The 23124-nt window shown below is 40.5% G+C and carries 11 protein-coding genes, 9 tRNA genes, 2 rRNA genes and 2 pseudogenes; 23 read left to right on the plus strand and 1 reads right to left on the minus strand.

Annotation, left to right across the window (positions count from 1 at the left end; all coding sequences use genetic code 11):
* The 21 genes and pseudogenes from JOD18_RS15045 to JOD18_RS15145 form a co-directional block, all read left to right on the plus strand.
* Nucleotides 1-132 (plus strand): 23S ribosomal RNA (locus JOD18_RS15045); the annotation flags it as partial.
* Nucleotides 133-250: 118 nt separating this feature from the next.
* Nucleotides 251-364, plus strand: a 5S ribosomal RNA gene (gene rrf, locus JOD18_RS15050).
* A 43-nt stretch (nucleotides 365-407) separates the two neighbouring features.
* Nucleotides 408-482 (plus strand) — tRNA-Asn (locus tag JOD18_RS15055).
* A 3-nt stretch (nucleotides 483-485) separates the two neighbouring features.
* Nucleotides 486-557 (plus strand) — tRNA-Thr (locus JOD18_RS15060).
* A 28-nt stretch (nucleotides 558-585) separates the two neighbouring features.
* Nucleotides 586-660: transfer RNA gene (locus JOD18_RS15065), tRNA-Glu, on the plus strand.
* An 88-nt stretch (nucleotides 661-748) separates the two neighbouring features.
* Nucleotides 749-824, plus strand: a tRNA-Val gene (locus JOD18_RS15070).
* 6 nt (nucleotides 825-830) lie between these two features.
* Nucleotides 831-906: transfer RNA gene (locus JOD18_RS15075), tRNA-Thr, on the plus strand.
* Between the two features lie 28 nt (nucleotides 907-934).
* A tRNA-Tyr gene (locus JOD18_RS15080) sits at nucleotides 935-1020 on the plus strand.
* Between the two features lie 57 nt (nucleotides 1021-1077).
* Nucleotides 1078-1152: transfer RNA gene (locus tag JOD18_RS15085), tRNA-Gln, on the plus strand.
* A gap of 33 nt (nucleotides 1153-1185) precedes the next feature.
* A tRNA-Lys gene (locus tag JOD18_RS15090) sits at nucleotides 1186-1261 on the plus strand.
* A gap of 15 nt (nucleotides 1262-1276) precedes the next feature.
* Nucleotides 1277-1352: transfer RNA gene (locus JOD18_RS15095), tRNA-Ala, on the plus strand.
* An 88-nt stretch (nucleotides 1353-1440) separates the two neighbouring features.
* Nucleotides 1441-2820 (plus strand): annotated as a pseudogene (locus JOD18_RS15100) (IS3 family transposase).
* Nucleotides 2821-3320: 500 nt separating this feature from the next.
* Nucleotides 3321-4043 (plus strand): GntR family transcriptional regulator, encoded by a 723-nt coding sequence (locus tag JOD18_RS15105; protein ID WP_204669970.1) that lies wholly within the window; start codon nucleotides 3321-3323, stop codon nucleotides 4041-4043.
* A gap of 120 nt (nucleotides 4044-4163) precedes the next feature.
* The gene (locus tag JOD18_RS15110) at nucleotides 4164-5885 is read left to right on the plus strand and encodes a class I mannose-6-phosphate isomerase (protein ID WP_204669971.1); all 1722 of its coding nucleotides are present in this window, start codon (nucleotides 4164-4166) and stop codon (nucleotides 5883-5885) included.
* An 18-nt stretch (nucleotides 5886-5903) separates the two neighbouring features.
* Nucleotides 5904-6809, plus strand: coding sequence for an ROK family protein (locus tag JOD18_RS15115; protein ID WP_204669972.1), 906 nt, complete (start codon nucleotides 5904-5906; stop codon nucleotides 6807-6809).
* 11 nt (nucleotides 6810-6820) lie between these two features.
* Complete coding sequence (locus JOD18_RS15120) at nucleotides 6821-9253, plus strand: glycoside hydrolase family 38 N-terminal domain-containing protein (protein ID WP_204669973.1); 2433 nt, start codon at nucleotides 6821-6823, stop codon at nucleotides 9251-9253.
* 16 nt (nucleotides 9254-9269) lie between these two features.
* On the plus strand, nucleotides 9270-11354 hold the full coding sequence (locus tag JOD18_RS15125) for a DUF5054 domain-containing protein (protein WP_204669974.1): 2085 nt from the start codon (nucleotides 9270-9272) through the stop codon (nucleotides 11352-11354).
* 420 nt (nucleotides 11355-11774) lie between these two features.
* A pseudogene (locus tag JOD18_RS15130) lies at nucleotides 11775-12716 on the plus strand (phosphotransferase enzyme family protein).
* Nucleotides 12717-12876: 160 nt separating this feature from the next.
* Nucleotides 12877-15012 (plus strand): Dam family site-specific DNA-(adenine-N6)-methyltransferase, encoded by a 2136-nt coding sequence (locus tag JOD18_RS15135; RefSeq protein ID WP_204669975.1) that lies wholly within the window; start codon nucleotides 12877-12879, stop codon nucleotides 15010-15012.
* 20 nt (nucleotides 15013-15032) lie between these two features.
* On the plus strand, nucleotides 15033-17150 hold the full coding sequence (locus JOD18_RS15140) for an AlwI family type II restriction endonuclease (protein WP_204669976.1): 2118 nt from the start codon (nucleotides 15033-15035) through the stop codon (nucleotides 17148-17150).
* Nucleotides 17151-17277: 127 nt separating this feature from the next.
* Nucleotides 17278-17853, plus strand: a complete 576-nt coding sequence (locus tag JOD18_RS15145) for a PepSY domain-containing protein (protein WP_204669977.1) — start codon at nucleotides 17278-17280, stop codon at nucleotides 17851-17853.
* Nucleotides 17854-18058: 205 nt separating this feature from the next.
* On the opposite strand, the gene JOD18_RS15150 is transcribed toward JOD18_RS15145, so the two are convergent.
* Nucleotides 18059-19999 carry a sucrose-specific PTS transporter subunit IIBC gene (locus JOD18_RS15150; protein WP_204669978.1) on the minus strand — a complete coding sequence of 647 codons (1941 nt, stop codon included), beginning with the start codon at nucleotides 19997-19999 and terminating at the stop codon, nucleotides 18059-18061.
* Between the two features lie 201 nt (nucleotides 20000-20200).
* Between JOD18_RS15150 and JOD18_RS15155 the strand changes: the two genes are divergently transcribed.
* Nucleotides 20201-21700 (plus strand): sucrose-6-phosphate hydrolase, encoded by a 1500-nt coding sequence (locus tag JOD18_RS15155; protein ID WP_204669979.1) that lies wholly within the window; start codon nucleotides 20201-20203, stop codon nucleotides 21698-21700.
* Nucleotides 21701-21711: 11 nt separating this feature from the next.
* Nucleotides 21712-22692 carry a LacI family DNA-binding transcriptional regulator gene (locus tag JOD18_RS15160; RefSeq protein WP_204669980.1) on the plus strand — a complete coding sequence of 327 codons (981 nt, stop codon included), beginning with the start codon at nucleotides 21712-21714 and terminating at the stop codon, nucleotides 22690-22692.
* Nucleotides 22693-23124: the final 432 nt, after the last annotated feature.

A 23124-nucleotide genomic window follows, 5' to 3' on the forward strand; every position in this document is an offset into this window, starting at 1 on the left:
CCCCTCAAGATGAGACTTCCCATCTATTCGATAGAGTAAGATCCCTCAGAGACGATGAGGTAGATAGGTTCGGGGTGGAAGCATGGTGACATGTGCAGCTGACGAATACTAATCGATCGAGGACTTATCTATACACCTTTTGTTTGACCTTGTCTTTCTTATCTAGTTTTTAGGGTATATAGAGACAATGGAAGATCGATTAAAGACGGTCACATCCTGTGACAACATCGATCGACTTGCGTCATGCAAGCCTGGTGGCAATAGCGAAGAGGTCACACCTGTTCCCATGCCGAACACAGCAGTTAAGCTCTTCAGCGCTCATGGTAGTTGGGTTTATCCCTGCGAGAGTAGGACGTTGCCAGGCTATACTTATGTTAGCTTTGTGGAACAACATATATACAGTATTTTCCACAGTAGCTCAGTGGTAGAGCAATCGGCTGTTAACCGATCGGTCGTAGGTTCGAATCCTACCTGTGGAGCCATATGCTTCCATAGCTCAGCGGTAGAGCACTTCCATGGTAAGGAAGGGGTCGCCGGTTCAAGTCCGGCTGGAAGCTCTGCTTTAAATATGTATTTATTTAGATTGGCCCGTTGGTCAAGCGGTTAAGACACCGCCCTTTCACGGCGGTAACACGGGTTCGAATCCCGTACGGGTCACCATAATTATTTAGGATTACATGATAAAAGGAAGGCTTGTTAAGATCACGACTTCCTGTCATAACACATGCACTAGCACATCCTGTATGTCGGAGGATTAGCTCAGCTGGGAGAGCACTTGCCTTACAAGCAAGGGGTCGCAGGTTCGAGCCCTGCATCCTCCACCATTTTATGCCGGCCTAGCTCAATTGGTAGAGCAACTGACTTGTAATCAGTAGGTTGGGGGTTCAAGTCCTCTGGCCGGCACCAGAGTTAACTCTATATAGTTATTATACATGGAGGGATAGCGAAGTTGGCCAAACGCGGCGGACTGTAAATCCGCTCCCATCGGGTTCGTAGGTTCGAGTCCTACTCCCTCCACCATTGTATAAAAAATGCTGAAGTGTATATAATAAATTTGTACACTTATTTTATAGTTATTGGGCTATAGCCAAGCGGTAAGGCAACGGTTTTTGGTTCCGTCATGCGTTGGTTCGAATCCAGCTAGCCCAGCCATTTTCTTTTCCTAAAAAATACATAGTAGTGTGAGAGCCATTAGCTCAGTTGGTAGAGCATCTGACTTTTAATCAGAGGGTCGGAGGTTCGAATCCTCCATGGCTCACCATATGTTATAAAAGCTGGGGCCTTAGCTCAGCTGGGAGAGCGCCTGCTTTGCACGCAGGAGGTCAGCGGTTCGATCCCGCTAGGCTCCACCATAATTATAACCATTCAGCCATTCCTCGTAGATGTGAACTGCACCCCAATTGTTAGACACAAATCTAATAATTGGAGGTGCAGTTTTTTATGGCTAAATTCACCAGTGTTGAAAAAATACAAGCAGTCATTCGCTTTCAAAGTGGTACAGAAGGCGTAAAGTCAATAGCTAAATCCATGGGAGTTGACCATTCTGTCCTCTTAAATTGGATTAAACAATATGAATATCACGGGGAAAAAGCTTTTGAAAAACGCTATACATCTTACACATTGCAGTATAAACTAGATGTACTTAATTATATGAACGAACAAGGGACATCTATCTGGGAAACAGCAGCGATCTTTAATATTTCTACGCATGCCACGCTTTTACAATGGAAAAAGCAATTGGAGGAAGAAGGAATAGATGCCCTAGAACCAAAGAAAAAGGGCGTCCATCCATGAAAAAAGATTCTGATCATATATCTCAAAAGCAAAAACCGGCTGAAGGGACTCCAGAAGCATTACAAGCAGAAATAGATCGTTTACGTATAGAGAATGCCTATTTAAAAAAGTTGAATGTCCTAGTTCAAAACAAGGAAAAATCACCAAACAGGACAAAGCGCAAGTAGTCTATGAACTAAGGCATGAATTTCCTGTGAAGGTACTACTGCAGCTGACAGAGATTCCACGCAGCACGTACTACTATATAGTAAGTAAATTGGAACTCCCAGATAAAGATGCGGAGTTGAAAAAGCTGATTCAAGCTATCCACGATGAACATCAAGGACGTTATGGATACCGCCGTATCCGGGACGAGCTATGGAATCAAGGGCATAAGGTAAACCATAAAAAAGTCCAACGCATCATGAAAGAATTAGGTTTAAAAAGCCTAGTTCGAATGAAGAAATATCGCTCTTACAAAGGAACGGCTGGCAATATTGCACCAAATATTTTAGATCGGAATTTTAATGCCAAAAAGCCAAATCAAAAATGGGTAACGGATATTACAGAGTTTAAATTATTTGGGGAAAAGCTCTATCTTTCACCTATGCTAGATTTATATAATGGGGAAATCATTGCCTATACAATCGACTCTAGACCTACTTATTTACTTGTATCGGAAATGTTGGAGAAATCATTTAAACGGTTATTAGAGAAAGTAAACTGCTTATTCATTCTGATCAAGGTTGGCATTGCCAAATGAAACAGTTTCAGCACGTCTTGAGGGAAAGATCGATTACGCAAAGTATGTCACGTAAAGGCAACTGCTATGATAATGCCGTTATTGAAAACTTCTTTGGCATTATGAAATCAAAATTTCTTTATTTAAACGAATTCGAAAGTATAGAGCATTTTAAACAAGAGTTAGAAAAATATATAGAATACTATAATAACAAACGAATCAAGGCAAAACTAAAAGGCCTGAGCCCGGTGGTACAATGCCGAATTCAGACCTTAGTAGCTGCTCAAGTAAAATTATCTGTCTAACTTTATGGGGTCACTTCAATGAGGGTGGTTTTTTTATTTGCCTTCTCCTCCTTTCCACCTTTCCTTCTTTATTCCAAAGTACATATCTGACAGCCTTAACGCTTTTTAGAGCTGTACTTACAGATCAATAAGAGCTGTGTTAAAATGATGAAAAATGAAGCTTGCATAAATATTTTGAATGGATGCCATAAAAAAATAATAACGTGGAAAAATATTACCGCTTTCATTTTGGTTACAGAAATACACTATAACAACCACAACAGAATGGAATTAAAAATGCTGGGAGAGGCAAACATGATAAAACAGGAAATACAAGATTTACTAACATAAATTAGCTTTTGAAGAACTGTCTGTTTGGGATCAAGCAATGAACCAGACAGTAGAACCATGTAATGTGGGAGAATCATCAAATCGCTTAGACAGCATGAATTTGGTTATTTGTCGATAAGTCTAATCAGTAAAAAGGATAAACAGTTTGACTTATTAGGAGGTAATGGGCCATGAAGAGACAAAATCAAGATGCTTATCCGTTGTATGCACAGATAGCGGATGATATGCGTTTAAATATTCAAACAGAAAAATGGGCTGAGGGCGAGCGGATACCAACTGAAATGGAACTGTGTTCGCTGTATCATGTCAGTCGAATTACTATCCGCAAGGCAATGGATGAGTTGATGAAAGAGGATCTGCTGATTCGGATCCGTTCCAAAGGGACATTTGTAAAGGAAGCTTTTCAGGAAGAAGATCATTTTACGGTGATTAAAGGATTTACGCAAGAACTGCAAGAGCGAGGTAAATATGCCAAGACAGTAGATGTTGAGGTGCAATTAGTAAATGCGGATAAGCGAATTGCCAAGTACCTTAATACAGAAATCGGCAGTCAGCTACTGCGTCTGAAACGTGTGCGAGGTGACGAAGATGCAGTGTTTGCTTTTTTTATTACATATATTGTTTATGATCGTGACTACTCTTTAGATCCGAACGATTATTATACATCTTTCTATGCTTATTTGCAGACAAAAAATATTGTGGTTAACGAGGAACGGGAGTATGTAGAGGCTGTTTCACCAAATCGGGAAATACAGCGAAAATTAAAAATCAAGGCGTCAGAGCCGGTGTTGAAGCGTGTCCGTTTTACCTCACAGATGGATGAGAACTTTTATGAATATACAGAATGCTTTTATATCGGTAAGAAATATCGTTATTATCTTGACTTTCATTAAAGTATACATTCTATAACAAAGCTGATTAGCCCTAGAGGCAGTAGACTTTGAAAAAAACAATTTCAGTCCTTTTCCCTGTGCTATAATGTTATGACAAAAGAACAATAGCGGAGGTATGTTATGTATGATGCATTTCCAAAGACAAAGGTAAAGGTAAAAGGAGGGTGTAATGGCTATGCTGCGATTCGCGAAGAATTACAAGCAGCGGAAGGTAACCTAATTGTTATTGAATGCTACCCAACTATCAACGAAGAAGAGATTTTGGAGCAATTAATAGCACCTTTAGAGCCTGACTTAATCATACAGGCTTCAGAACAATTCTATCCAGCAGAAAGAATCAAAGCTATGATTGAAAGTAATCTAACAGAGGATCGGATTTTTGGTGTGATTAGCCACCACCAATTTCAGGATTTTATTGACAGCCAACAGCAGGAGATATTACAGCAAAAAATCCAAGCTGTTCTGGCAAGCGATCGTACGGTAGTGATCTATGGAGTCGGAGCTTCTTTGCTCTATCCAGCTGATCTGTTAATTTATGTGGATATTTCCAGATGGGAAATCCAGAAGCGATTTCAATCCGGTGAATATAGTAACTGGCAGGCCGATAATGCCGGGGAAGACCCCTTGCGTATGATCAAGCGCGGTTATTTCTTTGAATGGCGTGTTGCGGATCGGTTAAAACAGCAATTATTTGATTCAATTGATTATTTTCTAGATACCCATCAGCCAAATCAGCCTGTAATGTTAGAGGCTTCAGCTTATTTTCAGGCATTAGAACAAGTTGCCAGCCAGCCTTTTCGTTTAGTACCATTTTTTGATCCTGGGGTGTGGGGCGGCAACTGGATGCAGGAAACATTTGAGGTTGAGCAAGATCAGGTCAATTTGGCATGGAGCTTTGATGGTGTCCCAGAAGAGAATAGTCTGCTGCTAACGACAGACAAGATACGAATGGAGATCCCAGCTAATAACCTTGTGTTCTATCAGCCTGCTGCCTTATTAGGCGAACGAGTCTATGCTCAATTTGGCAAAGAATTTCCGATTCGCTTTAATTATTTGGATACAGTAGGGGGAGGGAATCTAAGCCTGCAAGTGCATCCATTAGAAGAGTATGTACAAAAGACCTTTGGCATGTCCTATACGCAAGATGAGAGTTATTACATTATGGAGGCTAAAGATCAGGCCTCACTTTATTTAGGTGTTAAAAATGGAACCAATAAAAAAGAGTTAATCGAGGCGCTGCAACATGCAGCATCAACAGGCGAGCGTTTTCCTGATGAACAGTATATTTACCAAAGGTCTGTCAAAAAACATGACCACTATTCCATTCCAGCGGGGACCATCCATAGTGCTGGGGCTGATACTGTGGTATTAGAGATAAGCGCTACTCCCAATCGCTTTACGTTTAAACTTTGGGATTGGGATCGGCTTGGTTTAGATGGCTTGCCTCGTCCTGTCCATTTAAATCATGGAGAACCAAATATTGTGATATCGCGTGATCAAGACTGGGTAGAGCAGGAGCTGTGCAATCCATTTGAGATGATAGCAGAGCAGCCAGAGTGGAAGGAAGAGCGTACAGGGTTACACAAAACGGAATTTATTGAAACAAGAAGACATACTTTTACGGGCAAGGTTTTGCATCAAACCCATGGAAGTGTCAATATGTTGAATTTAGTAGAAGGGGAAGAAGCCATTATTGAGAGTATAGACGATGGTTTTGCACCGTTTGTTGTACACTACGGGGAAACCTTTATTATTCCGGAATCAGTGAAACAATATACGATTCGGCCTTATGGCAGGAGTATAGGTAAAAAACTAATGACGATCAAGGCATTTGTGCGCTAAAGCATAGGAGGAGGAATAGTGTTCCAATTATTTTATCTATGTTTAGATATAGGCGGCACCGAAATAAAGCTGAACATACTAGATCAAGATTATCAACGTTTCTATCCAGAAGACTATCACTACCCATCCCATGCACAATCGAGTAAACAAGACATTCTCGATCATTTTACCGTCATTATCGAGGAGCAATTACAGAACTTCAAAGGCTCGATACAGGGAATAGGTTTTGCTGTGCCTGGTCCATTTGATTATGTTTGCGGCATTAGTTGGATGCAAGGATTAGGAAAATATGAATCTCTCTATCAAGTTAATATAGCAAACTTTATTCAACAATGGTTGATCTCAAGAGGGTATCCGAGCGAATTTCCAATTTGTTTTGAAAATGACGCAGTTGCCTTTGCGTTAGGAGAATATCTCGATGGTGCAGCCAAACAGGCGGAGAAGATAATCTGTCTTACTCTCGGTACAGGATGTGGTTCCTCTTTTATTGAAAAAGGGCAAGTGGTTCGCAATCGCTATGGATTGCCAGACAACGGCATGCTGTATCAAGAACCTTTCTTAGACGGTGTGATCGAGGATTATTTATCGGCTCGTGGCTTAACTAGAATAGCGCAGCAATTTTCGTTGAGAGCTAAGGATGGATTAAGCTTATCAAAGGCAGCAGCAGCGGGATCAATCGAAGCCAAGCAGGTGTTTCATCAATTTGGATTAATGATTGGAACAGCTCTCCAGCCTTATGTGCGAGCTTTTCAACCAGATTGCCTAGTCTTAGGCGGGCAAATTTCAAAGAGCTTCACTTTGATGAAAAAAGGGATAGAAGCAGGATTAGATAACCAAGCGTCACTAGATATAATCGCAAGTCCGGCTGGTTCATGGAGTACCTATAAAGGTTTATGCTATCAATTAAACCAGTCTCAAAAATAGGAGGGTGAAAAATGCGAAAAAAATGGAAGTTACAACTGATACATCATTCACACACGGATATTGGCTATACCGATCGGCAAGAGAAGATTGAGCGGCACCATGTGGACTATATCAAAGCAGTGATTGATATATTGGACGCAAGTGAGGATGGCACGAAACCAGAATGGCAAGGATATAAGTGGACATGTGAAAACTATTGGCAGGTCGAGCGCTTTTTCGAACAAAGTGATGACAGTTATAAGCAAAAGTTTATTCACTATGTAAAAGCGGGGAAAATTGATATTTCATTAACTTATTTAAATATGACGGAACTAGTTGATAATGACATCTTAGATAGTATGTTTAAAAAAGGGAGAAGTTTTTCTGATCAGCATCAGCTTGACCTCGATTCAGCAATGACGGCAGATATCAATGGGTTTTCGTGGGGCTATGCGGAAACGATGTATCAGAATGGAATCATGAATTTGTTTTCTTGTCTTCACACCCATCATGGCATGTTTCCACTCTATCAGAAACAACTTCCCTTTTGGTGGGAAACACCTAATGGGAATAAAATTTTAGTCTGGAATGGTGATCATTATCAAATTGGCAATGATTTTATGCTGATTCCAAATAGTTTTCGTATAGATAAAGGGACAGAGATGATCACATCGGAAGAACAGCTGGATATTGCCGAGCAGCGCATTTTTGCATACTTGGAGAACCTGGAAGAAGAGGATTACCCCTTTGATTTTGTTCCGAATATGATTTCAGGAATTGTGACCGATAACGCGCCACCTAATCCGCGTTTAATAGAAAAGATACATCAATGGAATGAGAAGCATGGGGAACAAGTAGAAATAGAGCTGCTTACTCTGCACCAATTCTTTGACTTTCTGCGTGAACAGAAGCTTGATTTACCAGTTTATGCTGGCGACTGGGCAGATTGGTGGGCAGATGGAGTAGGATCCACTCCTGCACCTACTAAAATTTACCGAGATGCCCAGCGAAAATATCAGCTGTCGAAGAAACTGGGTCCACAGGGAACGCTTGGCTATCCTGCCTTATTACAAGAAGCGGAATATCAGTTGATGCTGTATGCAGAGCACACCTGGGGGTATGCTTCTTCAGTCAGTGAGCCATGGAATACCCTTGTCAATGATTTAGATTATCGTAAGGCGGCCTATGCCACTAATGCTAATCGTTTTATTTCACAACATATGGATCAAGTACTCAGCCATTTGGGAGAGGCACCGCCGACCGTCGATCGCGAAAAATATTTCAAGGTGATCAATCCGCATGATTACCCAGTAACAGATTATACATCGGTGTCCATCAAGCATTGGGAACATATCGATGGCAGATATCTGGCATGGGATCGCAAGAATTATATTGATGTGATTGATTGTCAAACGAATGAGGTACTCGCTGCACAGCTTACCCCGATTCCTAGTGGTGATTTAATTGAATTTGCCATTTCATTGGGAGCAAAGGAAACGAGACTGGTGAAACTGGTTAAAGGGGAGGCGCCAAAAAAGCCGAGGATAGCCAACCATGCGCATATTGGCACTGATCGAGTCGAAGATCTTGCTCCTTATCCAGGATATGATGGGGCGCTCAACACACATGTGGTGGAAACCAAACACTATATATTAACCTTTAATCATTCCACAGGCATCACGTCGTTACGGGATAAAATGCATGACAAAGAGTTGATTCATAAAGACGCCCCATATGCTCCATTTGCGGGTGTATATGAAAAAACACCAATAGCAACAGATGCCTGTACAGAAAGAAGGCTGATGGGACGAAATCGTAAAGGGAGGTTAGCCGAACGTCATATTGCTAGTTTGAAGCATATTGAAGTGACCAAAGATGGCAGCTTATTCACCACGGTTCAGCTGGATTTTGACTTGGCAGGTACACAAATGTACAGCGTTATCCTGAAGATATATAAAGACCTACCAAAAATTGCGGTGACAGTTAGAATCCAAAAACAAAATGAATGGGCACCGGAAAACCTTTATATACCACTGCCCTTTAGTGCTGATGAAAACGGTGAATTATTTATCGAGAAGACAGGGGCGGTGCTCCGGCCAGTGATTGACCAACTGCCGGGAACAAATACAGAGTTTTACTCCTTGCAGCATGGGCTTGCCTTTACAGGCGAAAAAAGTGCCCTTGTAGTTGCGATCCGGGATACCCCTTTAATTACCTTAGGGGAACTTGACCATCATCCGATTGAAATGGCTAATGACCAGCTCCATCATAAAAATCGCCAGCCGGTTTTCTCTTGGGTGATGAATAACTTTTGGGAAACCAATTTTAAGGTTGATTTGTCCGGATTCTATGAATTTGACTATCAATTATACTTGGTTTCTGAAGCACAAGGTCCTGCACAATTAATCGAAAAATGCCGTCAACTAAATCAGGGCTTAGTGTCATTCCCTGCCAATCCAGAATAAAAAAAGGAGTTTTCCGATGAAAACATTGCATGTTGTTTTTAAAACACATTTAGATATTGGTTTTACCGACCTAGCTGAAAAAGTGATGGATCAATACCTTTATGATTTTATTCCACGGGCGGTAGCGATAGGGAAGGCGCTGCCAGATCAATTTACCTGGACCACTGGTTCTTGGCTGATTGCTCATTATTTCAATCATCCATCGGTCTCCACAGAGGCCAAAGAGCAATTAGCAGCTGCGATTGAATCCGGCACAATCAAGTGGCACGGCCTCTCTGTTACTACCCATACGGAATTAATGGATCGTGAGCTGTTTACGTATGGCCTCTCCATTTCACAAGGTCTGGATGATCGTTTCCAACAGGAAACGATTGCCGCTAAGATGACCGATGTTCCTGGTCATACGATTGCGATGGTGCCATTGATGGCAAAGGCAGGTCTTAAATATTTGCATATTGGCGTCAATGCAAGCTCTGCTGTGCCAAATGTGCCGGAATTATTTGTTTGGCGAACGCAGGATGGTTCGGAGATTGTGGTGCATTATGCTAAAGATTACGGACAGACCTTTGCAAGAGAAGGCTGGGACGATATGCTTTACTTTGCTCATAGCCATGATAATCAAGGGCCACCAGCCGATGCGGAGGAGGTACTGGCACTCCACCAGCAGCTTAAACAGCAGTATCCAGATGCAGAAATCAGAGCTTCCAGCTTAGACGCTTTTGCAGCAGCCGCTTGGGCAAAAAAGGATACACTGCCTGTCATAGAAGAAGAAATTGCCGATACATGGATTCATGGCATCGGCTCAGCACCTGCAAAAATTAGTAAGTATCAACTCCTACTGCACTTACGTGATAAGTGGCTAGAGGAAGGGAGCTTGTTAAGGGATAGTGCCAGTTACCGTCAGTTTTCTGAGCAATTACTGCTTGTTGCAGAGCATACATGGGGGGGTAATGGGAATGTCTTTCTTCCCGACTATCGAAATTACTTAATCGATGACTTTCAGCAAGCACGTGCTAAGGATAAGCTAACCTTTAACCACAGCCAAACAAATAAGGACTTCTTTGACTTAATGACGTCGATCAGCACCAATATCGATGATCCGGAACAAGCCCATAAGCGTTCGTACAAATTGTATGAGGCCACCTGGAAAGAACAGGATAACTATGTAAAAAAGGCGGTCGCCAGTTTGCCCACAGAACTGCAGCAGCAAGCCAAGCAAGCCTTTTCCGATTGGGAAGCAGATATTCTTCCGTTGGCGGAGACAGCACAGCCGGTTACAGCAGGCCAAATGTATCAGTTTGGAGATATAGAGTTGGCCTTTTCGGCGACAGGGGCACTGCAAGTGCTTAATGTCAAGCAGCGTTCTCTGCTGGAAGAGGGAAAGAAATTTGGTGAATTATCGTACCAACGGTTTGATTTTGCTGATTTCAGTCAGTTTTTAAGTAAATACAGCCGTCTTACACGCTGGACGAGTTCTTGGGCCTTAGTCGATTTTGCCAAAAGGGGAATTGAAGCTTATGCAGACATTCGTCATGAGTTGCTGTTTCCCTATGTAAAGCAATCCTCGCTGAAGCAACATGATCAACAGGTAACCATCAGTTTTGATCTAGCCTTTAAAGAAGCTGCTGTCCATAACTATGGTCTGCCAAAACAGATACGTCTAAACTATCTATTGGATTTGGAAAAACAGACCCTGCAAGGTGAACTGCGCATGAAGGAGAAGATCGCCAATCGGATGCCGGAAGCCTACTGGCTGGAAACGACTTTATCGGTGGCCAATCCTTATCGTTGGCAGATGTATAAACTAAATCAGCCATTGTCTCCTTATCATGTTGTCGAGAATGGCAACCGCAATATGCATGCCTTGTCGAAGGAGGGACTAACCTATACAGGAATAGAAGGAAAGCTGTCCCTACGTTCCCTAGAAGCACCATTATTCTCCTTTGGCCGCCGAAGCTTGTTGTTATTTGACAATGCTCAGCCTTCCTTGAATGAAGGCATTTATATTAATTTGTTTAACAATGTATGGGGAACCAATTTCCCAGCATGGTATGAAGGAGATATGTGTTATCGTTTTGAAGCGGATTTGCAGGTGTACTAAGAAACATAAAAATAGCTTAGAATCTTTTCTGTTAATAGATTTTAAGCTATTTTTTAATTCTGACGCAACCATCCATAAACCTACCGTTTCAAGGTTTTGCGGGAGGCAAAGAAGTCTAAGTGAGAGATAACGGACACTAACCCCCGATAAGTTTCGCTTTATCTAATCTTGAGAAATATAAGATTAATAATTTTTTTAAAAATACCGACGCAGCTGCTGATGGTTGTAAGGGTATTCACAAAAGGAATATAATACAAAATATGAAAACCTATGATACACTTAAAGTATCTAAGTTCATGCTCCAAAGGTTGTGCCTTGTTTCATTTAACGTGCAACATAATCGAACGAAAAATTTAAGTCTATGGCTTTAGAATAAATGGTTTCAACAGACTGTTTGAATAAATATGTGGGGAGATAGTTATGGAACAAAAAATACTTGAATTACTCAATCAAATATATCCAGTAGACATTATCAAAGTGGAAGCGGTAACAGATGAGATGTTCCGTTGTACTTCTGTACAGGGCAATTATTTTGCAAGAATTACCAACTATAAAACTTATGAGGCACAGTTAGAGGAAGTTACGTATACCAACTTTTTATCTCAAGAAGGGTTTGGTGCTTCCCCTGCTGTCTCATCTCTAAACGGTAAAATAGTAGAGCGGGTCATACTTGATAATCAAGAGATTTTAGCAGTTCTCTATCAGTCGGCTCCCGGAATACATCTGCAAAGAAACCAATGGGATGCCAGTGTATTAAAAGAGTTAGGTCGACATATAGGAAGATTGCATCACTTGTCCAAGAAATTTGAACAGATACATCCTGTCCAATATATCAATGATTGGCATCATAATGAGGAATACTCTTTTCTTAGATATATCCCTCAAGAAGAGGGTGTGATTAGAGGTATTGCACAAGAAGTTTTATCAACTATAAAAGAAATACCAAAAAATCAATCAAATTATGGATTATTACATGGTGATATATGGTTAGAAAATGTTTTGGTTGATAGTGAATCGAAGATGGCGATGATTGATTTTCAAGATTGTGAGAAACATTTTTATATCTTTGACTTAGCTGTTCCAATATATAGTGCGTTGGAGTACTCGTTTGTGGGCGGAGGTAATATAGTGGAATAAGGGCATGGTATTACACAAGCAATCATTGATGGGTATCGGGAGGAGAATAACTTAGATCAAGACATGTTACAGAAGCTTCCTCTATTTATAAGATTAAAAGAAATATTTGAATACAGCTTAATGCATATGTATTGGGATAAAGAAAAGTTAACAGAAGAACAAATAAGAATAATGAACCATTTTAGAATGAGGTTGGAACAAAATCATACACTGCTTAGCATCTAACGTTAGCAGTGTATGATATTTTGCATAAAATGAACCCTTTATAAGTCTCAATGAGAGAGCTGTGTTTTTCCCGCTTCTTTCTATATAAATCACTCATTAAGTTATGCTATAATTAACTGTAAAATATATAAGATGCATAGTTGCAAAAAAGGTGAGAGCGATGAAGACAACCAGAGATATCGAAGAGCAGTACCAAGTTACGCGACAGACATTACATAATTGGATTAACGAAGGGCTATTAGCGACACCGCAAAAAGACTGGCGCGGTTGGTTTAGCTGGTCAGAAGAAAACGAAAGGCAGATTAGACATCTAATGGAGATCAAAGAACAGCAGAACAATCAAACGATACAACAAACAGCAGCAGAAAAACTGAAATTAATCAACCGCCGTTATTTAGGCTCGAAACAAAAGATTCTCAATTTTATCGAAGATACAGTGGCCAAACATACTTCTCATATCCATACAGTGGCCGATATTTTTGGCGGAACAGGGGCAGTGGCCGATATTTTTCGGGCGCAAGGAAAGAAGGTAATCGTTAATGATATTTTATATTCTAATTATGTTGCCTATTTAACTTGGTTTGGCAATGAAGAAGTCGATTATGACAAGATCACTTGTTATATTCATGAGCTTAATCAACTTCCGGCAGATCAGGATAACTATGTATCAGAGCATTTTGGCGACAGCTACTTTTCTTTAGAAAATGCACGCAAGATTGGGGCAATACGTGAGCACATCGAACAGATTACTGATATCAATGAGCGGGAAAAAGCCTTTCTAATTACATCCCTGTTATATGCGATGGATAAGGTCGCCAATACAGTCGGACACTATGATGCCTATCGCCGTACAATGGACAGTTTTAGGCCGATTTATTTACGTGTACCAGAACTAAATCATAATCAAAATAATCAAATATACTGCCAAGACGCCAATCAGCTGGTACGTGATATCAAGGCTGATCTTGTCTATATCGATACCCCTTATAACTCACGGCAATATGGGGATGCCTATCATTTATTGGAGAATATTGCGAAATGGCAACAGCCGGAGGTTACTGGTGTGGCCAAGAAAATGGTCGATCGCAAACATATCAAGAGTGATTATTCGACGAAACAAGCCCCATTGGCCTTTGATGACTTAATTCAGCATATAGAGGCGAAATATATTGTCGTTTCTTACAACAATATGGCCCAGAAAGGAAATGGCAGGTCGAATGCGAAGATTTCTAATGAGGAAATTATCAGTTCTTTAGAAAAACGTGGATTGGTGACGATCTATGAAACTCCTTTTCAAGCATTTACGACAGGAAAAACCAATATTGAAGACCATAAAGAATTACTCTATGTTTGTCAGGTCGGTGTCAAACAGCAAAAAACGATGGACAAGGCGGACTATGCGATGTCAGCGATCAATTATACCGGTGGAAAGTATAAATTGCTGCCACAGCTTTTTCCGTTATTTCCTGACCAGTATGATAACTTTATTGATATCTTTGCCGGCGGTGCTAATGTAGGCATTAATGCTGATCCAAAAGACAAGGTGTTTATTAATGACCGAGAAGAACGAGTAATTGAATTGTATGAGCTGTTAGCCAAAACACCCAAAGACGAGATATTGGCAATGGTAGAACGAACGATCAGCCGCTATCAGTTGTCAGATACCAAGAACAAAGGCTATGCCTTTTATGGATTGGACTCAGCCAAAGGGCTGGCCGTCTATAATAAGGAGAAATTTATCCAGCTAAGAAATGATTATAACCAAGGTGTGTATGATGAAGATCCATTAAAACCAATTGTCTTTTATGTGCTGTTAGTATACGGATTTAATAATCAAATTCGCTTTAATGCTAATGGTGCTTATAATTTACCAGTCGGCAAGCGGGATTTTAACATCCGTATGGAACAAAAGTTAATTCGTTTTATTGAGGCACTGCAGGCAAAATCGTTTGTCTTTTCTACCAAGGATTTCCGTGATTTCGACCAGATCGGCAAAGATGATTTTGTTTATCTTGATCCGCCATACCTGATTTCTACGGCTAGTTATAATGAGAATGGCGGCTGGGGAGAGCAGGATGAACGAGATTTATTAGATTTTCTTGATCGCTTGCATCAGCAGGGAACGCGCTGGGCTTTATCCAATGTCTCGATGCATAAAGGACAAGAGAATACGATGTTATTGAAATGGGCAGAGCAATACCATATGCATATACTAGATTACCATTATAATAATTCTAACTATCAATCCAAAGCAAAACATAATAAGACACAGGAAGTATTAATCACCAACTATTAACAAATATGCGGAGGGCTAGGATGAAGGTCAAAGAGAAGCAAGTTTTTAACTTATATGATACCAATGGCAGAAGAAAAGATGTGATCAATGCCTACAAGATCTACACGGAAATTCTTGAACAAGTTTACGCAGAGAGTGAATCGGAGGTGTGGGGCCGCTATCCAGAGGCCTCCACCCAATTCCGTTTTTATGAATTAGCGATTGAGCGGTCACCGGAAATCTTTAAACAACACACCAAATATGATCAATTTGTAGAAGCGATGGCAGATCCTGCAATTAGAGAGGCTTTTGAACAGACAGAAACTAAAGACTTGAAGCGTGATCCTGAATTAAAGGAACTGTATCAACTTTTAGATACCCATATCGAAAAAAGGGCTCGGCATTATTCGAGTAATTTAGTGAAAATTGGCTTGGCCGACGAAAAGCGGCAGATTTCATCTATCGGAAAGTCATGGATTCATGGTAAGCCGATTAGTCGAAGCAGACTGGAAGAATTATTGCCGATAGACGACACCAACTTGATTTTCTTCCGTCAGTTATTGAAGTTAAGGGTTTATACGAATGAAGGTACTTATTATTATTCGCCGATGTTGATGGCGATGTACATATTATTAAAATACGAACGTGTCAGCCAAGATTTATTTATTACCTTGATTCAAATGATGAGTCCTTATCAGCCAGTGGATGTAGCTGCCTTTGTCGAAGATTTCCTGGAAGGCTCCGCCCAAGTAACAGAACGGAATTATATGGATTATGAGCATGATGAAGCCTTGGAAGAGGTAGCAGCAGCTTCAATCCCGATGTCGCAGGATCTTTTTGCCAACCATTTTTCCAGCGGGAAAAGCGAAAAGACTATTTCGGTATACTGGGAGTTTTATCAGTTGTTAATCGCCTTCAATATGGAAACGACAGCCGTTCAATTGGAGAAACTGACAGAATTCTTTGCAGATCGGCAAAAGAAGGCAATGATTAACAAGGCATTTGGCTTCGGACGTAATCTGTTTCAATTTGACAAGAAAAATAAGAAAGATGTCACCCGTTTTTTAGAGCAGAATAAAGAGGTGGATATTCTGTCGAATGAAAGAATTAATGAAAAACTCTTTCTGCAGTTTCAGGCCTCTAAACGCCATGACCAAATTCAGGAGTATGGTGATGTGACACAGCGGGTGATGCGGGTTACAGGTTTGATCAGCTTTAAGAATCAAATTGTCGAATTAGCACAGCGTGAACTATGGCAGAAGGTCTTCGACAAAATCGATATAACAGCGCTGATTTTTCGGCCTTCTACCGAGCAAGAATATGAAGTATATGAACAGGATATCGCTGCTTCGCCATTTTTCAACCATCGAAAATTAGAAGAAATTATCGATTATCCAAAGGACAAGCTGAACCAAACCATTCAAGAAATTAAGCAGGAATTACAGATAACAGAGGAGCAAGATATTCGTGATACCTTGCTTACGAAGACAAGTATGGCTTTTCAGGAGCATATTGAAACAAACTACCCGAAAGAAAGAATCCTTGAGATACTGCCGCTTTTCTCTGATCGAAGGAATGATAACAAAATTCAGAAAATGGTTGCCGAAAGTACCGATGTTCCGACGATCTTTGAATATATTGTCGGAATTGCCTGGTATCATATTAGCTCTGAAAAATTTGACCTTTTCTCCAGTCTCAATTTGTCCTTAAATGCCGACTTTGAGCCTGAGACCCATGCTGGTGGCGGATCAGGTGATATTGTGATTGAATATGACAGTCATATCTTGATGCTTGAGGTAACTTTAATGAACAAGCAAGCACAAAAACGCGGCGAATGGGAGCCGGTGCTCCGCCATGCTGCCAACTTAACGATTGAATCCGCACCAAAACCTGTTACAACCCTGTTTATTGCCGATGAATTAGATGAGAATACCATCAATATTTGGCGAGCAGTGGCTATGGTGCCATTACAATCCTCCAGACAAGCCGATAAATTTGCCGAATCCGTAACAATCATGCCGTTGAAAAATAATGAACTGGCCGATATGCTGGCACAGGATAAGGATGACATGGAGTTCTTCCAGCAGATTCAGCAGTCATTCAAGCAATTGTCAATCGATTTTGACAGGAACTGGCGTGAAGGGATTATTTCTTCATAAAGAAAGCATTCACCTTGGATGTCTTTTCCTAACTTCTTATTTCTCATGAAATTTTAATCTTACTCTTATGGTGTTCTCATTGTTGCCGGGTAAGATGTAATTAACAAGAAATAAGGAGGAAAAACAAATGAATAAAAAAATTGGAATGATTGCTGGAGTAGTCGCATTAGCAGGAGTTATCGGGACAGGTGTTTACCATGCAGAAGCAGCAAGTTCAAATGAAGGAAAAGTAAAAATTGTAGAGACAGAAAACCTCACAATGGAGGAAGCAACCAAAAAGCTTGAAGAGGAATATCGAGGAACCATTAAAGAATTAGAGCTAGATCAAGAAGATAATAAACTATATTATGAAGCAGAAATCATCGTTGAAAATCAAGAATATGATGTAAAAATGGATGCTGTAACAGGTGAAGTGGTCTATGAAGAAATCGATGATGATAGAAATCAAGAAGACAAGCGACAGGATACAATAGCAAACCCAAATAATAATGGTAACAGCAGTAATTTAATTGCACAAGAGGAAGCAATAGAGATTGCGAAACAACAATTTGATGGAAAAGTTGTCGAAATGGAATTAGACTATGATGATGGCCGCTATGTTTATGAGCTAGAACTTGTTAATGGACATCAAGAAGCAGACATTGACATCGACGGAGAAACAGGAAATATTCTTTCATTGGAAATTGATTATGAAGATGATTGATAAAAAATAAATGGAATAGGACGTTCAAAAAGTCCAATCACTGTTTTTTCTGCAAAACTTATACGCTAGAGTGTGAAAGAGTCTGTCGCAAAAATGTAGATGTTACATTTTTTGCGACAGACTCTTTTCATCACTAGTGTCCAATAAAGAAATTCTCATAAAAAGCGAATCATTTTTCCAGAAACGTTGAGCTTTATTATATCTTTTATTTATTTAACTTCAGCAAATCGTCACCTTCAGTAGCTTCTTGCTGGTCGATGGTGGTTACCTCGTTATACTCATTTGTATTCGTTATGATCACCATTACGGTCGGGTCATAACCAGCCCTTTTTATCGTATCTATGTCAAAAGTTCCGAGCAGATCGCCTTTCTTTACTCGTTGTTCTTGGGTGACTTTCGAGTCAAAACCTTCCCCTTTCATATTGACGGTATCAATACCGATATGAATTAAGATATCTGCACCCTGATCGGTATGAATACCATAGGCATGTTTGGAATCATAGGCAACCGTAATTACGCCATCTGCAGGTGCTATTACTTGTTGTTTTGTCGGATAGATGGCAATCCCTTTCCCCATCATTTCAGAAGAAAACACTTGATCATCGACGTCTTGTAATGGAACAAGTTTACCAGTAAGCGGGGCACTGATTAGTGTTTCTCCTGTTGCTGGTGTGTTTTCTGCCGGCTGGTCTTCGCTTGCTGGTTCCTCCGAGCTCTGATCATTTGCTGATACAGTTAATTTTCGTTTGCCGTAGACAAATGTTAAAGTAAAAGCGATTGTCATACTAATCAGAATACCTATCATAAACATAGGGATGGAGTTTGGTGCAATAGAAATAAACCCAATCACACTGGCTGGTCCCATTGCTACTGCTAATACATGAAAGAAACCGATAAAGGCAGAAGCAATTCCTGCACCGATCATTCCGCAAATAAATGGGAACTTCAGTTTTAAATTAACACCGAAAATGGCTGGTTCTGTAATACCAAGCATAGACGATACACTGGCAGAGGACGCTAGTCCTTTTTGTTTTTTATCCTTGGTAATAAAGAAGATCGCCAAACATGCGGCACCTTGAGCCACGTTAGCCATAGAGGCAACCGGGAAGATAAAGGAACCGCCCGTTGCCGCTACATCGGCAAGCAGCATCGTTTCAATCGCTGGAAAGCTTTGATGTAATCCGGTAATTACAATTAAGGAGTAGAATGTACCGAATACTCCTAAACCAAATCCTCCCGTTGTTTGATAGAGCCAAACAAGGCCGTCTGTTAAACCGTCAGATAAAGAACGCATAACCGGTCCTACTAAAATAAATGTTAAGAAACCAGTAATAATAATCGTAAACATCGGTGTAAAGGTAAAATCAAAGGCATTAGACATCCGCTTATGGAAGAAATTCTCGATATTCGCTAATATCCAGGATACGGCTAATACCGGTAATACGGATCCCTGATAACCTGCCTGTGCGACATCTAATCCAAAAATATTCCAATAATTCATCGTGCCAGTTTCAATAGCCTCAGCTACGCCGTAACCATTTACTAAGTCTGGCATTACCATCGCCATCGCCATGGCAGCACCTAAATACGGATTACCGCCAAACCGTTTGGTAGCCGAATAACCGATTAAGATGGGCAAGAAGGCAAATGGTGCGGAAGCTAATAAGTTAATAATAGCTGCCACATCTTGGATCGCTGGAAACATTTCTACAACAGATTGCGGTCCAAATAAATCCTGCGAGGTTAAGACGTTATTTAAGGCCATCAATAAACCACCAGCAACTAAGGCTGGAATAATTGGTACGAAAATATCAGATAATATCTTGATTAAAGCCATAATCGGGTTTGTCTTCTTTCCTTCTTCCGCTACCGCTTTCAAATCCTCTTTAGAAGCTTCCTGAATGCCGATTAGGGCTGTTAATTCTTTGTACACCTTATTGACATCACCAGGGCCAATAATAATTTGAAATTGACCATTTGATTTGAATGTCCCTTTTACATCTGGGTGTTCATCTAATGTCTGTTGGTCAATGTTGTTATCATCTTTTAAAACTAAACGTAGACGTGTAGCACAATGAGCAGCTGCCTGGATATTATTTTCGCCAAGTGCTTGAATAATATCTTCTGCAACTTGTTTATGATTCATGAAAAAGCCCTCCTCCTATAACCATTTTTCTTATCATACAAAGAAATTATATTTGTGTCAATCGTTTATCACAAAATAAATATTTATATTATTTATTCTGTTTAATTCGTGTTTTTATATGATATACGTTTGACATAATAGGTGATTTTGCATATCCTCTATGTAAGGATTTTATTTGATATTATAAGGAGATGACGGAATATGAAATTTATAACAGAATGGACAACACCTTTGCGTTATAAAGCCTATCATCAATGGCCGGCTACCTATATTGATTTGCTTAAATCAACCCTTCACGATTCGAAATGGAGACTGTCATATCATATTCAGCCAAAAACAGGATTACTAAATGATCCGAATGGTTTTTCTTACTATGATGGAAGATGGCATCTGTTTTATCAGGCTTATCCATTCGGTCCGGTTCATGGTGTGAAGTCATGGTATCATCTGCTATCTGATAATTTGGTCGATTGGGAGCAGCAAGGCTATGCACTGTTACCAGATTCTTCTTACGATAGTCATGGTGTCTATTCTGGTTCTGCAATTGCGGTGGATGATCAATTATTTCTTATGTATACGGGGAATGTGCGAAATGAAAACTGGGAGCGCCATTCTTATCAGTTAGGGGCTTGGATGAATCAAGCAGCAGAGGTGAAGAAGCTGGCAAAGCCATTGATCGAACATCCTCCGGAAGGGTATACACATGAATTCCGTGACCCGCAACTATTTCGTTATCAGGATCACTATTTGATGGCAATTGGTGCTCAGACAATAGAAGAAAAGGGTGTTGTTTTGCTTTATCAAAGCAGCCAGTTAACCGATTGGGAATTGCTTGGTGAGTTACATTATACAAATGAGGATATGGGTTTTATGGTCGAATGTCCTAATCTTGTATTTGTTAATGAACAGCCTGTACTATTGTTTTGCCCGCAAGGTTTAGATAAAGAGATAACCCCTTACCAGAATATCTACCCTAACATGTACGTAATCGGTGACTCTTTTGACAAAGAGAAGATATCCCTAGAAAATACTTCTGAATTAGTGAATCTGGATGAGGGATTTGATGTCTATGCAACGCAAGCTTTTCATGCCCCGGATGGCCGTGTATTAAGTGTTGGCTGGATTGGCTTGCCAGAAATAGATTATCCAAGTTTTCAAGAAGGCTGGGCGCACTGTCTGAGTATTGTGAGAGAATTGACGGTAAAAGATCAACACTTATACCAAACACCAGTGCAAGAGATGCAAGCATTGCGCCAACAACACCAGACTTACCAAGGCTCTTTGCCAAAAGAGGTACAGCTGCTAGCTGCTCCTGAGCAAAACAGTTATGAATTAAGGCTGGAGTTAGACGCTAAGGCGACGGGTACACTTTATGTATTTGCAGATAAACAGAATCAAGCAGGGTTACGGCTTTCATTCGATGCGAAACATGGTACAATAATGATGGATAGAAGTAAGGCCGGCGTGATGTTTGGCGAATCTTACGGCTCTGTCAGAACGGCTGTATTACCGAAGCAAACCAAGCTGACATTACATGTTTTTGTTGATCGTTCAGTGTGTGAAGTGTTTGTCAATGATGGTTATCGTGTCATGACTAGTCGTGTCTTTCCACAAGCCAATGCCACCAATATTTTTCTGCAAGGTGGAGAGGGGTTATATACAGGAGATCTTTGGGTTTTGCGATCCATGAATAAATCATAAAGGTGGTCACTATGGGGGTTAAGTTGACAGATGTAGCGAAGAAGGCTGGCGTCTCTGCGACAACTGTTTCAAGAGTTATTAATAATTATGGTTATCTTAGTCAGAAGACTATTGATAAAGTACATGCGGCAATGGAAGAATTGAATTATCAGCCTAATTCAATGGCTCGTTCTTTACAGGGAAAAAGTACACAGCTGATCGGTTTAATTTTCCCTACCGTATCACACCCGTTTTATGGTGAACTAGTAGCCAAGATTGAAACAAAATTGTTTGAACAAGGCTATAAAACTATTTTGTGCGACAGTGCAAATAATAAGGAAAAAGAAAGAGATTATTTAAAAATGCTGGCAGCGAATAAGGTAGACGGCATTATTGCCGGAGCGCATAATTTGGGAATAACGGAATATCAAGGGGTAGATTTGCCGATTATTTCGTTTGACCGCCATTTAGCGGATGGCATTCCAATTGTCTCCAGTGATAGTTACCAAGGCGGACGTCTGGCGACAGAGCAATTGTATCAAAGAGGCGGCCGGAAGATTGCGATTTTGACAGGTACTAATGAATCTGCTTCTCCAACGAATCGCCGCTTGGAAGGTTATCAATCTGTTATCGAAGAGCACAATCTGCAGCCAATGATCTATCAGTTTCCTCCTGATTATTCACCGTTTTTAAAAACAACAGAAATTAGGCAAATTTTAACGAGAACAGAAATCGATAGTATTTTCTGTACAGACGACTTAACGGCGATTTTGGTTATTAATACCGCACAGGAATTAGGGTTGAAAATCCCAGACCAATTGAAGGTGATTGGCTATGATGGCACCGAATTTGTCCAGAACTACTTCCCGCATTTATCTACGGTACTGCAGCCAATCGATCAGTTCGTGGATCTTTTGATTGATTTGTTAATGAAGCGGGTCGATAACGCAGATATTGTATTGGACGACCTTTATCAATTGCCTGTAAAGTTTATTCAGGGACAAACGAGCTAAAGCTGTCAGCACTCTAAATGTGTTGGAAACATTTATCAGCTAAACAGTATGTCTTGTTTGTGTGTGTAATCTGCAGTGTAATGAAATCATTCCTGCAGATTTTTTTATAAATAAAAATGGGATTCATCCCCAAAATGTTTGGTTTTATTGGTATAATAGTAATGGTTTGCTTTTATAGAGGATGTTCAAAAAGTCCAATAAAAAAATGACACGACGAATTTCTGTGTTGGCAATAGGGGAACTTCTGCTAAAACCGTCCACATCATGTGAACAACGCAGAAACTTCCTGTGCAAATCCGCTACTCACGTATGAAAAGCATACGCTCTGTGGCTCAAAGGCTGCGCCGCCTTGAACTTTCGACGTGCAGGCGTTGTGACAGGACGTCACGGGTTTAGCCTGCCGACGTACAGGATGTGCTAGTATCAGTGTTG

Origin of the sequence: Gracilibacillus alcaliphilus (genome assembly GCF_016909015.1) — a bacterium.
Lineage (GTDB): Bacteria > Bacillota > Bacilli > Bacillales > Amphibacillaceae > Gracilibacillus > Gracilibacillus alcaliphilus.